Origin of the sequence: Bizionia hallyeonensis (assembly GCF_042657385.1) — a bacterium.
GTDB lineage: Bacteria > Bacteroidota > Bacteroidia > Flavobacteriales > Flavobacteriaceae > Algorimicrobium > Algorimicrobium hallyeonense.
Map to the genome: position 1 here is coordinate 297552 of NZ_JBHSLA010000002.1, position 15965 is coordinate 313516.

Here is a 15965-nt window from a genome sequence, read left to right on the forward strand (position 1 = left end):
TCATTGTTTTTGATTTAATTAATTATCGGATATTAAAATGTATAGCCCAATGAAATACCATATCTGAACGAAAAAGCATTAAACTGCGACCTATTATTGACTTGAGAGAATCTAAAATCTCCATTTATAAAATCTAAAATACTGTAATCTTCTAAAGCTTGATTAAAATCTTCATAAAACTCTTCTGGTAAATCCTTTTTATTTATAAATTTAAAATTATAATTCCCAGCACCTGGACCTGCAATTATAAAATCGATATTTAAATGTTTGGTAATTGGTAGCTTATAACCAATCATTAATCCTACGGAACTAATATCAAGTTTCATATCGAATTCCAAATCGTAAATAAACCCATCTGTGCCTGTATAAGAGCCGTCTAATTCTGATTTATAATTAGAGTATTTATAATAGGCACCAATGTAGAAGCCGGTTAAAGCTGTTTTTGAAGTTTTAGGTAAATAATATCTGACTTCTGGTATAATTTGAAACCCTGTATAAAAAATATCACCAGTTTTCAATTTTGGTTTATCAATTCCAGAAAAGCCTATTAACCCTGATTTTCCTTTATAACCTGCTGCCAGTGATGCCGAAAAATTATCGAAAAAACTACGTTCATAAGATATTTGATATACACCATTAAGTAATTGTAATAGCTCAAGAGATACTTCATTTTTATGAGTTTTAAAGCTATTAGTATCCTTTAGTTCCTGTGAAAAAGCCTGATTATAAGCCATGAAAGCGGCCAAGATTACGATATGTTTGGTTAGGTTTTTCTTATTAATCAAAAGTATAATAAAAAAATAATAAATCAGTTAATTTAGAAACTTTGCTTGTAATTCTTTTGTAGGCAGCATACAGGCATCTTTTTTACCAAACCATTTATATCTGTTTTTAGCTATAAATTCATAAACCCAGTTCCTTAAAAAAGTTGGAATTATAAAAAAAAAGGCTAATAAATTACGTGGAAATCCAAGTTTCCAAGCTATTTTGAGTGCAGCAGTAGATTTGTAGGACAGTTTATTTTCTGAAGAATAAAGCAAAATAGAATCTATTTTGCTTGTGTCAATTTTAAATTTTTCAATTATTTGTTTACCAGTTTCACCTTGTAACGGCGCAAACATAAATACATTTTGTGTATCGTGTTTTATAACATAATTAATGGCATTATTGCATAAATTGCAAACACCATCAAAGAGAATTAATTGCTTATTATCTGGTAATCCGTCTATCATATTACAAAAATACGCAAGAATTAATTATGAGTGACCAAAAAAAACACTTATCCTAATTCCAACCCCTTATTTCTTAATGGCCTCTACCAGCTCCAATTGGTCCATGCTAACGTTGGTAGTAAACATACCATAATTTACAATAGCTTTATTTTTTTCAATACTATCAATGCTTCCAACGGCACGACCATCTTGCATGCGAACGCGATCCCCAATTTTTAAAATAGGCTTTGGAGCAGCGGGTTTGTTTTTTTCTTTTTCCTTGGCTACTTTTTTCTTTTTCCTAATAACAGCAACTGTTTTCTCGGCTTCTTGTTTAACTTTTTCAAATTTGGCCTTTTCAGCCTTTTGTTTTTTTACCGTTGTTTTTTTACGTTTAGAATTTTCAATTTGAACCAGTTTAAATAGTTCATTCATCAATTCGCGTTTTTGCTTATTATTGAAGTACTTCTCGGATAAATCATCAATTTTCTGACCCAAATATATGAGTCGCTGATTGCTATCATACAATTCTTGATAACTCTCTAATTTTTTCTGGATTTTTATATTTATTTCCTCTAGCTTTTCAGCTTCAGTTTGCTTCTTGCGCTCGTTTTCTTTTAAGGATTGTTCGGTTTTCTCTAATTTTGAGCGTTCCTTTTGCAGTTTGGCTATCGTTCTATCAAAACGAACTTTCCCGCGTTCAATTTTCTTTTTGGCACGATTTATTAAACTGTAAGGAATTCCGTTTTTTTGAGCCACTTCAAAAGTAAACGAACTTCCAGCCTGTCCCAATGCTAGTTTATAGATGGGTTCCAAAGTTTTCTCGTCGAACATCATATTAGCATTTTGCATATACGGTAATTCGTTGGCTAGAATTTTAAGATTGGAGTAGTGGGTAGTAATAATTCCAAATGCCTCACGATGATAAAATTCTTCTAAAAATGTTTCGGCTAGCGCACCTCCCAATTCTGGGTCTGATCCTGTTCCAAACTCATCAATAAGAAATAGGGTGTTTTTATTACATTTCTTCAAGAAGTAATTCATCTGCTTTAAGCGGTAACTGTAGGTGCTTAAATGGTTTTCAATAGACTGATTATCACCAATATCTGTAATAACCCTATCAAATAAAAATACATTACTACGTTCATGAACCGGAATTAAAAATCCAGACTGGAGCATAATTTGTAATAAACCAACAGTTTTCAACGTGATACTTTTTCCACCTGCATTGGGACCAGAAATAACAATAATCCGATTTTCTTGAGTTAATTTAATAGATTGGGAATATGTTTTTTCGTTTTTCTTTTTATTACTTAAATATAGTAAAGGATGAAAAGCGTCTCGTAAATATAGCTCGCGGTTATCACTAATTTCTGGCAAAATAGCATCCATGGATTTGGCATATTTGGCTTTGGCAGAAATAACATCAACTTGCGTTAAAAATTCTTGATACTGCTTTAATAGAGGTAAAAACGGTCTGATGAAATCGGTTAGGGATTTTAAAATACGAACAACCTCTTCATTTTCTTCATATTCCAAATTATTTAGCTCACGTGTGTATTGCAATGTGGTTTCGGGCTCTATATAAACAATGCTTCCTGTTTTACTGCCTCCCATTATGGAACCGCGCACTTTACGCCTGTACATAGCTTTAACTGCTAATACACGCTTATTATCTACTACAGATTCTCGTATATCATCCAGATATTCTAATTGATGATATGTGTGAAGTGCCGAAGAAAAACTCTGATTAATTTTCCCTTTAATTTTATTAATATCATGTCGTAACTCAAATAATAATGACGATGCATTGTCCTTTACATCACCAAAGCGATCGATAATTGTATCAATTTCTTCAATTAACACTTTGGTCACTTCAATTTCTGAGGCAAATTCATATAAATTGGTGTAATACTCTTGAAATTTCTTTAGAAAAAGAATACTATCATTAGCCGTAATAGAAATAGATACTATTTTTTTTAAGCTATGCGCTTCTAAATAGGTGTTTTCAATTTTTAAAAGCTTTAATTCCTTGGCAATGGTTTCAAAACCATGATTGGGAATCCGGTTATCATTTATTAAAGATGCTAAATATTCATTGGTTAATACCAAAGCTTTTATAGCAGACTCTTTATTGTTTAAAGGCGCTATTTGTAATGTAGCTTCATGACCTAAAGGAGTAATACACAACTCACTTACTTGTTGTAAAACTGTAGAAAATTCAAGATCTTGGAGTGTTTTTTCGTGAATATGTATCATAAATGGTCCTTATGGAAAGGCATAACTTTTTTTTAGGATAACAAAAATACGGATTATGTTTTAAAACTAATCTAAAGTTAAAAAGTATAAGTTCATTTTATATTTATGTAGCTTTGGCTTTTTAGAAATAAATTTATGAGAATATTAAAAGCCCTAATCCTACTTATTATAGTTGTGAACTTAACATCTTGTAAAAAAGACTATTTAAAATATACGGAAAAACCGGATTATATAGCAGAACCAAATGCTAATTTAAAGCCATACTTTGATGCGTATGATGCCTCTTTAAAACTGTGGGATATTCCGGTTGAAGAATTGTATATTCCGACTAGCTTTGGAACGGCCCATGTGGTTGTAAGCGGTCCTAGTAATGGCGAACCCTTGGTTTTATTGCATGGTATGAACGCAACTTCAACGAGTTGGTATCCAAATGCTAAAGCACTTTCAAAAGATTATAGACTTTTAGCAATCGATTTTATTTTGGAACCCGGAAAATCTCTTAAAACCGGAACTTTTGATGATGTTGAACAGATTGTAACTTGGTATAATGAAATTTTTGATAAGCTAAAGTTGAACGAGTTTACGCTTGTTGGTGCTTCAAGAGGTGGGTGGATTTCTATGAAAATAGCCTTATTTAACCAAGATCGGATCAAGAAAATGGTGTTATTAAGTCCTGCACAAACTTTTATCTGGATTAGACCAAGTGCTGATTTATTGAAAAATTTAATATCACTTTTTTCTTCGGAAGAGAAACAAATAGAACAGGGCTTAAAGTCTATGTCTAGTAATGTGGCTAATATTAATAAAACGTATTTAAAGCAATATTATAAATCGGAACGCAATGATTCTATAAATAAATTTGTTTTGGATATGCGCCCGTTTTCCAAACGAGATTTTCAGTCGTTGAAAATGCCTGTATTAGTTTTAATTGGTGATGATGATGTTATTAACAACTCCAAAACCGTTCAAATGGCTAAAACCTTAATCCCTAAAGGTGAAGGTGAAATAATTGGTAATGCAGGACACTTTTTAACCGTTGACCAGGCGGATGTTGTAAACACAAAAATTCTCGATTTTTTAAAAGCTGACAACAGGAAATAAAGTATTTCAAGATTATAAATACACTTGAAGTGTAATAATAATCATTGTAAAAATAGTTAGTATAAGTAGTAGCGGTAAAACAAATTTTAGCCACTTGTTATAACCCACCTTAACAATGGCTAGAGAGGCTAGAATTAACCCCGTTGGATTAATAAAAGCAAATAACCCCATGCCATATTGGTAGCAGTTAACAATAATTTCCCGACCAAACCCAACGGTATCAGCCAAAGGCGACATGATTGGCATGGTTAAAACAGCCATTCCAGAAGAACTAGGAATAAAAAAGGATAGTCCACTATAAATAAATAACATTGCGTTTGCAAAAACGCCTTTATTCATACCTTCGGTTGCCGTACTTGCATGATAGAGCATGGTATCGCTAATTAATCCATCATTCATTAACACGGAAACGCCACGAGCAATCCCAATAATTAAAGCCACACCTAGTAAATCTGACGCGCCTTTAACAAAGGTTTCCACAAAAATTGTTTCTTTAATTTTTCCAATAAATCCAATTAAAATAGCTCCAACAAAAAATACCGTTGTCATTTCCACGAACCACCATTCTAATTGAGAAACACCGTAAATCATTACAACAAAACAAAGTGTAAATACAATGAGGGTTAAGCGTAGTCTAGTGGTTAATTTTACAATGTTTTCGCTTTTAGTTCCAAAATGTGCTTCAATTTCTTCTTTTTGACTATAAATTATGGATTTAGTAGGATCCTTTTTCACTTTATTGGCATATTTTAAAATATATACAATACAAATTATAACACCTATTATTAATGTGATAACACGACCTGTTAATCCAGTTGTCCAATTAATTCCGGCAGCATCCGAAGCTATAATTGTACTAAATGGGTTAACAGTAGAAAACATAGTTCCAATGGATGAACCCAAATAAATAGTGGCTAATGGCACCATGGCATCATATTTTGCAGCTAAAAACATGGGAATTAAAATAGGGTAGAAGGCTATGGTTTCCTCGGCTAAACCAAAAGTGGTTCCTCCTAAAGCAATAAGTGTAGTAACCAATATAATTAATATATACTCATGGCCTTTAAGCGCTATGGCTAGCCAGGATATTCCAGCATCGAAAGCACCAGTATAGTTCATAATACCAATTAATCCACCTATTATTAATACAAGAAAAATAATATCAGAAGCTTCAATGATTCCTTTGATTGGTGATTGAAAAAATTCCACCATACTTTGGGGTTTGGCCTCTACAACTTGATATGTGTTTGGAATAGAAATTGGTTTCCAAATATCACCTTCTGTAAACTTCTCTAAAGGGATATTTATATTTAAAGTTTTTAATGTTTCTTGAGTTGCTGGTAATGTTTCTGTTGTTTCTAAATGTGTTTTAGTAAAACTATTACCTGCTTTATTATAGGTCAGCGTATCATATTTTCCCGCAGGAATAATCCATGTTAGCAAGGCAACGAGTCCAGCAATAATAAGTAAAATTGTTTGTGCTGTTGGAAATTTTAAATTTTTCAAGACATATTGTTTTATGGTGCTAAAGATAATATTAATTTAGTGGTGACATAAAAAATGTTCTAAAAATGGAAGTGAAAATTCATGATAGTTGGAAACCGCTTTTAAAGGCGGAATTTGAAAAAGATTATTTTAAGGCATTAATGGCTTTTGTGACATCCGAATATCAAAAAAACACCTGCTATCCGCCAGTATCTGAAATTTTTCAGGCGTTTAGTACTTGTCCATTTGAAGAAACTAAAGTTGTTATAATTGGTCAAGACCCTTATCACGGCGAAGGGCAAGCAAATGGTTTATGTTTTAGTGTCAATGAAAACACGGCACATCCTCCATCGTTAAGAAATATGTTCAAAGAATTGGAATCCGATATTAATAAACCGTATCCAGAAAGCGGCAATTTATTACATTGGGCAAAACAAGGTGTCTTGTTATTAAATGCTACATTATCCGTTAGAGCTCATGAAGCTGGTAGTCATCAAAAGATGGGTTGGGAAACCTTTACAGATAGGGTAATTAAAACTATTAGTGATAATCAGAAAGATGTTGTGTTTTTACTTTGGGGCGGGTTTGCAAAAAAGAAATCAAAATTAATTGACACCAATAAGCATACTATTCTAACTAGCGGTCATCCTTCTCCATTAAGCGCAAATAGAGGTTTTTGGTTTGGAAATAAACATTTTAGTAAAACGAATGCTATTTTAGAAGGCAAAGGCTATTCACCAATAAGCTGGTAATTAATTAACGGTAAAATAATAGCGACCCGCTGTGTCCGAAGCCATAATTTTTGAGCTTATAGAAATATGATCATTATTATAGGAATTAGTTGAAATATGGACTAATTCTTCACCCTCATTATAATAATTATGCGAACCAGACAGGTAATACTTACCAGGTTCCAAAAGCTTAATCCCAAATTTATTCCTAAAAATAGTGTTGTTCAGATTGCAACGAACAAATAAACTTTGATAATCTACTGTTGTTATACCTTCAAGTACATTTAATGAGTTTTCGTTTAATTCAATTAAAGCATACGTGCCATAGGCCGTTTCTTTATATAAATTTAAATTGTAAAAATAGAAATTCTCTTGTGAATTTAGAAGAATATAATCGGTTAGTAAAACCGTATTATTATTTACTGAAACTTGCTCATTATTAAGCATTGTTGAAATATAAATGGTATCATTAACCTGAAAATCAATGGTATTGTTTTCTATTTGAATAACTGTATCATTTCTAACATTTGTGTTGGAATACAGATAATCGTCCTCACCAGGACAACAAATAGAGGCACATAGAGAAATTCCCGTGAGAATTATAATCGATGCAATTTTCATAATGTCATTTATGAGTAGATGCAAATGTCAGGGAAAGGTTGCGTAAAAAAGAAAAATAATAATTAACTCCCTGTAGGTGCTAGTTGGGTTGATTCAGTAGAAACAACTCGGTTTTTAGTAACAACAAATGTTGGTCGGTTTTCAATTTTTTGGTTAACACGTTTCGTGGTTTTGTTACAGCTAAAAATTAATAATAAAAAATTAACTGCAACCAAAAAAGAGAGTAAAAAAGTAATCGTTAATAGCATAAGCGATGAATTTAATTGATCTCAAGGGGTCAAATATAATGCATTTAACTTAAGAATTATAATAATTTTAACATTTATCGATGTAAGGTTACTTTTTAAAGACGTGATTACTAGGCGCTTTAGTCTTGTTTTATTGCGAATATGTTAAAAATTGGAAAAAATTAAACACAAATGTAAAGTTAAATTAACAAAATTTACATGAGATTCTTAAATCCATAAAAAGTTACAATTGTTATAATTGCAAATTATTGTGCTTAAAAAACCGAATTGTAATAAACGTTTAGTTTTTAGTGTAATTTATGAACTAACCTATCAAAAGGAACCGTTTTCGAAATAATATCCAAGGCTAATAACTGCTCTTGGATTTTGTTGATAGTAGCTTCATCTATGGCACTTTGCGACCATTCCGTTAATGATAGCCACTCCTTAACATCTTCTAATTTCTGATCATATCGTGATGCAATGACTTGATCAATATTCGGAAGTGTTTTGAAGTTTTTTGTACACTTATTTATAATATTTAAAATGGTTTGTAATTCCGTGGAATGATTTTCAATAAAATGATCACTAACGGCAATTACAAAACAAGGCCAAGGCGTAGGGCAATTACCTAATCGTCTAAAAACGCCTTTGTCTACTATGGGTTTAGTCATAAATTTTTCCCACATAAAATAATCTGCCGAATTATTTGAAAGTGCTTCAACAGCACCTTCTAAATTTTTTACGACTTCAAAGTGTAAGTCTTTAGTAGTATCCCAATTATTATTTTGAGCATTGATATAAGCCATTAAATGCGATCCAGAACCATACCGACTAATAGCAGCTTTAGTTCCTTTTATATCATTAAGTGACTGGTGTGGTGAATTTGCTCCGACATGAATTCCCCATATTAATGGGGTTTCTACAAAGGTTTGAACAATTTTAGAAGGATTTCCCTCTATAATATCTTTAATAATTCCTTCCGTTAGAATAACAGCAATATCAATATCCCCTTTGCGTAAGGCTTTACTCATTGCACCAGTCCCACCAGGATAATCATGCCAACGTAAATTGATGTTCTCTTGTTTATAATCGCCATTTTTCAATGTTAAATACCAAGCCAAATTGAAATGTTCTGGAACACCACCTATTTTTACCGTTTTCATAATGTTATCATTTTATCCAAGGTGTAAATAATCAAATTCTCAACTACTTTTTTCGGGTCTTTACTGAACGTTCCATTCGCCCGATTTGCAATTATGGCATTTAGTGATAGCGCCTGATGGCCTAATAATTTTGACAATCCGTATATGGCAGATGTTTCCATTTCTAAATTTGAAATCCGATTGTTTTCAAAATCAAATGAATCCATTTTAGAATTTAAATCGGCATCCTGAACAGGTAATCGCAACACGCGACCTTGTGGTCCATAGAAACCAACAGCTGTTGCTGTAATACCTGTGAACGTTTTTTCTGAAGAAAAATGGTTTTGTAATTTGGCACTATTGGCAATAAAAAGAGGTCTGGATTTATTACTATGCCAATTTGTATGATTAATAAACGCCGTTTCAATTTCAGGATTCGTAAACTCATCTATTTGATAAAAATGAAGTAAACCAGTTAAATCTAACCCATGGGAGCCAATAACGAAACTATCAACTGGTATGTCATGTTGTAAAGAGCCGGATGTTCCAACCCTAACAATGTTTAACGATGTTAAGTCCTTTTTTGGCTGACGTGTTTGTAAATCAATATTTACCAAGGCATCCAGTTCATTCATAACAATATCAATATTATCTGGACCTATTCCGGTAGATAAAACGGTTAATCGTTTTCCTCTATAAATACCAGTTTGCGTTTTAAATTCACGTTTCTGAGTGGTAAATTCAATAGAATCAAAATGTTTAGTAATTTTCTCTACACGATCCTGATCACCAACAAAAATTATGGTGTTTGAAATATTCTCTGGTTTTAAATTTAGATGATAAACACTTCCATCTGGATTTAATATCAGTTCAGATTCTTTTATTGGCATGTTTTATTTTTTTATAAGTTCGTTATGTTTGGTGCTGTAATAAAAATCTAATCGGTTAACACCACCAAATACCGTATTGTTGTTAATTTCTGGAGCAAAGTTTCGTAAACCAATAAGGGCTTCATGACCTTTTCGGTTTAATGTGATACTGTTTTCTGTTTCCTCAAAAAACAGGGACAATGTTTTAATTAATTCATGAATTTGAATATCACTATAGCCATAATATCCTTGAAAATTTAAGGCATAACCAACTAAATGACCTCTAGATTTAACATCTTTATCACGAACGATAGTTAAAATGTTTTTCTCTAGTACGCCCAAACCACTTTTTAAATTTGGGAAGCGTTTTAAATGGGCTTTAAGGCAACTATTCAAATAAAGAAATGACGATTTTTTAACAATATATGGTTTTAGCAAATTATGATCTTTGCCACAGTATATATGCCAAACGGATCTTGCTATTTCAATATCTGAATCTTGTAGCAACACTTTTTTATCATAATGATCTAAAAGCTGGTTTGCCGTTAATTCTGATAATCCTTTTAAGTTTTTTTCACCTTCTATACGTCCGCTACAGACTAAATAGAGGGGTAAATTTACTTTCCTTTCTTGAAGTAATTTTATAACACCCAATAAATTAATATGGCAAAACAAATCATATTCAAACCAAAGAACTATTTCCGAAAACATGTCTGCTTGGTCTAAAACCGCTAATTCATTTTTTATTTCTTCTTCGTTAATCTCAATACCATACACATTTTTTAGAAACGCTTTTCGGGTATCTATAAAACGTTGTGAATCAATTTGAACAGGTGTAGGACCATCACACAACATTTCTTGCCACGTTAAAAAAGTGCCTTTAACATCCAAATCTTGTAAATAGTTTGTTAAATGCGTGCCATTAGTTATATGAAGGGAACCTCTTTTCATCAGCCTCCAACACGTTTAACTTGAAACCCTTTCTCTTTTAAAATGGTCATTATTTTATCGCGATAATCGCCTTGAATAATAATTTTATCATCTTTAAAACTGCCTCCAACACTTAAGGTTGTTTTTAGTTCTTTTGCCAAGGCCTTAAAATCTTCGGTAGCACCAGTATAACCATCAAGAATGGTTATTGGCTTACCTTTACGTTTTTCATATTTGCATAAAATGGGATCATCTTGAATCCACAAACCTTTGCTTGTATCTGCTGTAGCTTCAGATTCTTCTTCAATATGTTCTGGAAAAAGATTCTTTAATTGATCTTGTAAATCCATATTTACTTTTTAATTAACCCTAATTCAATAAGACGCTCATTTAAAAATTCGCCCGCCGTAATGTCATCAAATTGTTTTGGGTTATCCTCGTCAATACAACTTTCTAAAACGTCCAATTTCATATCGCTTATAGGATGCATGAAAAACGGAATGGAGTAGCGTGAAGTTCCCCAAAGTTCTCTTGGTGGATTGATAACGCGATGGATGGTGGATTTTAATTTATTATTGGTATGTCTTGATAACATATCACCCACATTTATCATTAATTCATCAGGTTCTGCAATGGCATCTAACCATTTACCTTTATGGTTTTGAACTTGTAAACCACGACCTTGAGCACCCATTAATAGTGTAATTAAATTTATATCACCGTGGGCAGCAGCACGAACTGCGTTTTTAGGTTCATCTACAATTGGTGGATAGTGGATTGGACGTAAAATACTATTTCCATTATGTATGTAATCATCAAAATAGGTTTCTTCTAATTTTAAATGCAATGCTAAAGCACGCAACACATATTTAGCTGTTTTTTCCAACATGCGGTACGTTTCTTTTCCAGCTTTATTAAACTCCGGTAGTTCTTTAACTTCTACATTTTTAGGGTATTCTGCTTCTAATTTTGGATTGTTTTCTACAAATTGTCCAAAGTGCCAGAACTCTTTTAAATCGCCTTCTTTCTTACCTTTAGCGCTTTCTTTTCCGAATGAAATATAACCACGCTGGCCACCAATGCCTTCAATTTCATATTTTTGCTTGGTTTCTAAAGGGAGTTCAAAGAAGTTTTTTACTTCTCCATATAAATTATCGACTAGTTTATCATCTAAAAAGTGCCCTTTTAAAGCAACAAAACCAATTTCTTCGTAGGCCTTTCCTATAGCATCTACAAATTGTTGTTTGCGTTTTGGGTCTTCGGATAAAAAATCTTTTAAATTAACACTTGGTATCGTATTCATAAGGATATAGTTTTTAATGCGTATGTATTACAAATGTACGAAAACATTATAAAGTTTGGAATACTATTTATTGTTAGATTGTTATTTGTAATAATCAATTTATAGTATATTTGACAAACGAATTTTATGATCAATACAGCCTCATCTATGAGTAATATAACCTATAATAAAACTGGTCTTGATAGTAGTGAGTTATTAGAACTCTATAAGCGTATGCTAAAACCACGTTTAATAGAAGAAAAAATGTTAATTCTATTACGCCAAGGCAGGGTTTCTAAATGGTTTTCAGGAATAGGCCAAGAAGCTATTTCTGTAGGTGTCACTATGGCTTTGCATTCTGATGAATACATATTGCCTATGCACAGAAATTTAGGTGTTTTCACCACGCGTGATATTCCTTTATATCGCTTATTTAGCCAATGGCAAGGAAAAGCCAATGGTTTTACCAAAGGTCGTGATCGTTCCTTTCATTTTGGAACACAGGAATTTAAAATTGTTGGTATGATTTCGCATTTAGGGCCGCAATTAGGTGTTGCCGATGGGATTGCATTAGCAAGTAAATTAAAAAACACGAAGGAAGTTACAGCTGTTTTTACAGGTGAAGGAGGAACTAGTGAAGGTGATTTTCACGAAGCATTAAACGTGGCTTCAGTCTGGCAATTGCCGGTTTTATTTTGTGTAGAAAATAATGGATACGGTTTATCTACACCAACTAGCGAACAATATAATTGTGAAAATATTGCGGATCGTGGCATTGGTTATGGCATGGAGTCACACATAATAGACGGAAATAATATTATAGAAGTTTATACCAAGATGCGCGATTTAGCGGAAAGTGTTCGTCAAAATCCTCGTCCAATTTTAATTGAATTTAAAACCTTTAGAATGCGTGGCCATGAAGAGGCGAGTGGCACCAAATATGTGCCACAAGATTTAATGGATATGTGGGCGAAGAAAGATCCGTTAGAAAATTTTCAGACATTTTTGAAAGATGAAAATATTCTCACAGAAGCAAATGACGTGGAAATGAAAGAGGCTATTGTGTCTGAAATCAATGAACATTTACAAATGGCTTTTGATGAAGAGGCAATAATTCCAAATGAAAGCACGGAATTACATGACGTTTATAAATATTTTGATTATCAGGAAATTAAACCAAATTCAAACACAGAAGAAATACGCTTAATTGATGCTATTTCTGAAGGTTTAAAACAGTCCATGGAGCGTCATGACAACCTCATTATTATGGGTCAAGATGTGGCAGAATATGGTGGCGTTTTTAAAATAACCGATGGGTTTGTAGACGCGTTTGGAAAAGAACGTGTTCGAAATACACCTATTTGCGAATCTGCTATTGTGGAAGCTGCCATGGGACTTTCTATATATGGAATGAAAGCCGTTATGGAAATGCAGTTTGCTGATTTTGCAACTTCTGGTTTTAACCCGATTGTAAATTATTTGGCTAAATCCCATTATCGCTGGAATCAAAACGCCGATGTAGTTGTGAGAATGCCATGTGGTGCTGGTGTTGCGGCAGGACCTTTTCACTCGCAAACCAATGAAGCTTGGTTTACCAAGACACCTGGATTAAAAGTGGTGTATCCGGCTTTTCCGCATGATGCCAAAGGATTATTAGCAACTGCTATAAACGATCCAAACCCAGTTCTTTTCTTTGAACACAAAGCTTTATACAGAAGTATTCGTCAGGATGTGCCTACAGATTATTTCACCATTCCTTTTGGAAAAGCAGCACGTTTACGGGAAGGTGCTGATGTTACCATCATTTCCTATGGCGCAGCTGTGCATTGGGCTTTAGAAACTTTAAACAACAATCCAGACATTCAAGCCGACTTAATTGACTTACGAAGCTTACAACCCATGGACACCGAAGCTATTTTTGAATCGGTTAGAAAAACAGGTCGTGCCATTATATTACAAGAAGATTCGTTGTTTGGTGGTATTGCTTCAGATATTTCATCCCTAATTATGGAAACATGTTTTGAATACCTAGATGCGCCTGTTAAGCGTGTGGCTAGCATGGAAACACCAATTCCATTTATAAATCAATTGGAAGTACAGTATTTAGGAAAAGGAAAATTTGAAACCGCCTTGAAAGAACTGTTGGCTTACTAAAAGTGTAAATAAACTTTATATAAAGAAAAACAGCATTGAAATTTCATAATTCAATGCTGTTTTTTATTATTTAATGACTCCCTTTTTTTTACGGGTTACTCTGTGCTTGCATATTTTTAGCAACAGCTTGGACATCGTCTAAAACGCGTAAAAGATTCTCACTCCAAAGCTTGCTAATTTCAGCTTCGGTATAGCCACGTTTTACCAACTCTAATGTTACATTGAACGTTTCTGATGCATCGCGCCAGCCTTCAATTCCGCCACCACCATCAAAATCGCTACTGATTCCTACATGGTTTATGCCTATTTTATCAACCATATAATCTATGTGGTCTACAAAATCAGCAACATTTACAGCAGGAGGAAAGCCTTCAATAGTTTTAGCCTTTTCATTTGCTAGACGTACAACTTCGCCATAATATTCAAAAAATTTACCTTGGTCTTCATTGCTTAAAGCCATAACCTCGTCACGTGATGTGTACCATTTGACACCTAACGAATCGGCTGCTTCTTTTTGAATGCTTTTTAAAGCCTCATCACGAGCCGCTACTTTTTCAGCGTTAACATAAGCATCAAGCGCTACGGCATGAACTACACCGTTATTATCTTTCATCCATTGTAATTGTTCGTCATCTAAATTTCGACTATGATCACATAGTGCTCTTGCCGATGAATGCGAGGCTATTATTGGTGCTTGAGTCAATTCAATCATTTGACGCATCGCTTCTTTTGAAGGATGAGAGACATCAATCATCATTCCTAAACGATTCATTTCAACAATCACTTCTTTTCCTAATGGACTTAAACCGTTATGAAGCCATACATCATCTTTTTCACCCGTATTACTATCGCTTAATTGACTATGACCATTATGAGCAAGCGACATATAACGACCACCTAAATCATAAAATTTTTCCACGTTTTTGATGTCTGTTCCAACAGGATAACCGTTTTCAATACCAATCATAGCTATCTTCTTTCCAGAAGCGTCAATACGTCTAACATCATCCGATGTTAGTGCCAATTCAATTTGATCTGGGGCAATATCTGTTACTAGTTTATGAATAACATCAAATTTACCCATAGCGGTTTTGTATGCCTTGGCATACCCTTCTGCAGATAAAGTGTCTTGACCCGTATAAACAATAAACCAAGCAACATCCAATCCGCCTGCTTTCATTTTAGGAAGTGTAACTTGCGACTTTAAATCTTGAGTATAATTTATGGAGTCAGTAAAGTTATTCACATTAAAATCATCGTGTGTATCTAAGGTAATAACCCGTTTATGAATGTCTTTAGCACGTTCCATCATTTCGGGCGTTACAATTACGTCTTCATTAACCTCTGCAATAATTTGTTCTTGTTTTGGCTCATCTTTACAACTCATAACAAGTAAAAAGGATAGGCATAATAGTAGAATAGATTTCATTTGTAGTTTGTTTTAGTATCTATTGGTCAAGTTACAAAAAAGTTAGACGTGTTCAATAATCTTCAAAAAATTGTATCTTTAATCAACCAATTTCTATGAATACAAAAACGATAATCGGAATTTTACTCCTGTTGGTTTTTAATTGTAAAACGGATAAACCTTCAGAATACACATGGAAGAGTCTCCGGGTTACGGCAACGGCCTATAATTCTGTTTCTTATCAAACTAATTCTAATCCGCATATTACAGCGTTTGGTGATAGTTTAAAACCAGGTCTTAAATATATTGCTGTTTCCCGAGATTTACTTAAACTAGGATTAAAGCATAATACACCTGTTTCCATTCAAGGTTTGGAAGGTATATATTTAGTGAAGGACAAAATGCACGCACGAAAACGCAATCAAATAGATATTTATATGGGGTTAAATATTGAAGCGGCTAAAAATTGGGGACGAAAAAAAGTTGATATTGTTTATGGAATTAAGAAAGAACCAGAGTTAAAACAACTCCCTAATAAATAA

General features: G+C 33.3%; 15 protein-coding genes. 4 read left to right on the plus strand and 11 right to left on the minus strand.

The genetic code is table 11. The annotated features are described in order from the left end of the window. Positions 1–32 precede the first annotated feature (32 nt). From ACFPH8_RS06770 to ACFPH8_RS06780, 3 genes are all read right to left on the minus strand, one after another. Positions 33–785 carry a DUF3575 domain-containing protein gene (locus tag ACFPH8_RS06770; protein ID WP_376859561.1) on the minus strand — a complete coding sequence of 251 codons (753 nt, stop codon included), beginning with the start codon at positions 783–785 and terminating at the stop codon, positions 33–35. 27 nt (positions 786–812) lie between these two features. Next, positions 813–1232, minus strand: a complete 420-nt coding sequence (locus ACFPH8_RS06775) for a thiol-disulfide oxidoreductase DCC family protein (protein ID WP_376859563.1) — start codon at positions 1230–1232, stop codon at positions 813–815. Positions 1233–1298: 66 nt separating this feature from the next. Further along, positions 1299–3470: an endonuclease MutS2 gene (locus ACFPH8_RS06780; RefSeq protein ID WP_376859565.1), complete on the minus strand. Its 2172-nt coding sequence runs from the start codon at positions 3468–3470 to the stop codon at positions 1299–1301. A gap of 135 nt (positions 3471–3605) precedes the next feature. Here ACFPH8_RS06780 and ACFPH8_RS06785 point away from each other — a divergent pair, with 135 nt between their 5' ends. Beyond that, positions 3606–4571 carry an alpha/beta fold hydrolase gene (locus ACFPH8_RS06785; RefSeq protein WP_376859567.1) on the plus strand — a complete coding sequence of 322 codons (966 nt, stop codon included), beginning with the start codon at positions 3606–3608 and terminating at the stop codon, positions 4569–4571. Between the two features lie 12 nt (positions 4572–4583). Here ACFPH8_RS06785 and ACFPH8_RS06790 read toward each other — a convergent pair whose 3' ends face one another. Beyond that, the gene (locus ACFPH8_RS06790) at positions 4584–6077 is read right to left on the minus strand and encodes a YfcC family protein (protein ID WP_376859569.1); all 1494 of its coding nucleotides are present in this window, start codon (positions 6075–6077) and stop codon (positions 4584–4586) included. A gap of 65 nt (positions 6078–6142) precedes the next feature. Between ACFPH8_RS06790 and ACFPH8_RS06795 the strand changes: the two genes are divergently transcribed. Continuing rightward, positions 6143–6808 carry a uracil-DNA glycosylase gene (locus ACFPH8_RS06795; protein ID WP_376859571.1) on the plus strand — a complete coding sequence of 222 codons (666 nt, stop codon included), beginning with the start codon at positions 6143–6145 and terminating at the stop codon, positions 6806–6808. On the opposite strand, the gene ACFPH8_RS06800 is transcribed toward ACFPH8_RS06795, so the two are convergent. From ACFPH8_RS06800 to ACFPH8_RS06825, 6 genes are all read right to left on the minus strand, one after another. Continuing rightward, entirely contained in the window at positions 6809–7408 is a 600-nt protein-coding gene (locus ACFPH8_RS06800; protein ID WP_376859573.1) for a hypothetical protein, read from the minus strand. A gap of 535 nt (positions 7409–7943) precedes the next feature. Then, positions 7944–8801 carry a substrate-binding domain-containing protein gene (locus ACFPH8_RS06805; RefSeq protein WP_376859575.1) on the minus strand — a complete coding sequence of 286 codons (858 nt, stop codon included), beginning with the start codon at positions 8799–8801 and terminating at the stop codon, positions 7944–7946. Further along, positions 8798–9670, minus strand: a complete 873-nt coding sequence (locus ACFPH8_RS06810) for a nucleoside phosphorylase (RefSeq protein ID WP_248399781.1) — start codon at positions 9668–9670, stop codon at positions 8798–8800. Before ACFPH8_RS06810 ends, ACFPH8_RS06805 begins: the two co-directional genes overlap by 4 nt. A 3-nt stretch (positions 9671–9673) precedes the next feature. After that, positions 9674–10600: a DUF1835 domain-containing protein gene (locus ACFPH8_RS06815; protein ID WP_376859577.1), complete on the minus strand. Its 927-nt coding sequence runs from the start codon at positions 10598–10600 to the stop codon at positions 9674–9676. Continuing rightward, the gene (locus ACFPH8_RS06820; RefSeq protein ID WP_248399777.1) at positions 10600–10929 is read right to left on the minus strand and encodes a translation initiation factor; all 330 of its coding nucleotides are present in this window, start codon (positions 10927–10929) and stop codon (positions 10600–10602) included. The genes ACFPH8_RS06815 and ACFPH8_RS06820 overlap by 1 nt, the downstream gene beginning before the upstream one ends. A gap of 2 nt (positions 10930–10931) precedes the next feature. Beyond that, positions 10932–11882, minus strand: coding sequence for an isopenicillin N synthase family dioxygenase (locus tag ACFPH8_RS06825; protein ID WP_376859579.1), 951 nt, complete (start codon positions 11880–11882; stop codon positions 10932–10934). Between the two features lie 126 nt (positions 11883–12008). Between ACFPH8_RS06825 and ACFPH8_RS06830 the strand changes: the two genes are divergently transcribed. Continuing rightward, a complete protein-coding gene (locus ACFPH8_RS06830) occupies positions 12009–14015 on the plus strand; it encodes an alpha-ketoacid dehydrogenase subunit alpha/beta (protein WP_376859581.1) in 2007 nt (668 codons plus the stop codon). Between the two features lie 88 nt (positions 14016–14103). Here ACFPH8_RS06830 and ACFPH8_RS06835 read toward each other — a convergent pair whose 3' ends face one another. Further along, positions 14104–15444, minus strand: a complete 1341-nt coding sequence (locus tag ACFPH8_RS06835) for a dipeptidase (protein WP_376859583.1) — start codon at positions 15442–15444, stop codon at positions 14104–14106. A gap of 95 nt (positions 15445–15539) precedes the next feature. Between ACFPH8_RS06835 and ACFPH8_RS06840 the strand changes: the two genes are divergently transcribed. Beyond that, positions 15540–15965, plus strand: a complete 426-nt coding sequence (locus ACFPH8_RS06840) for a 3D domain-containing protein (protein WP_376859585.1) — start codon at positions 15540–15542, stop codon at positions 15963–15965.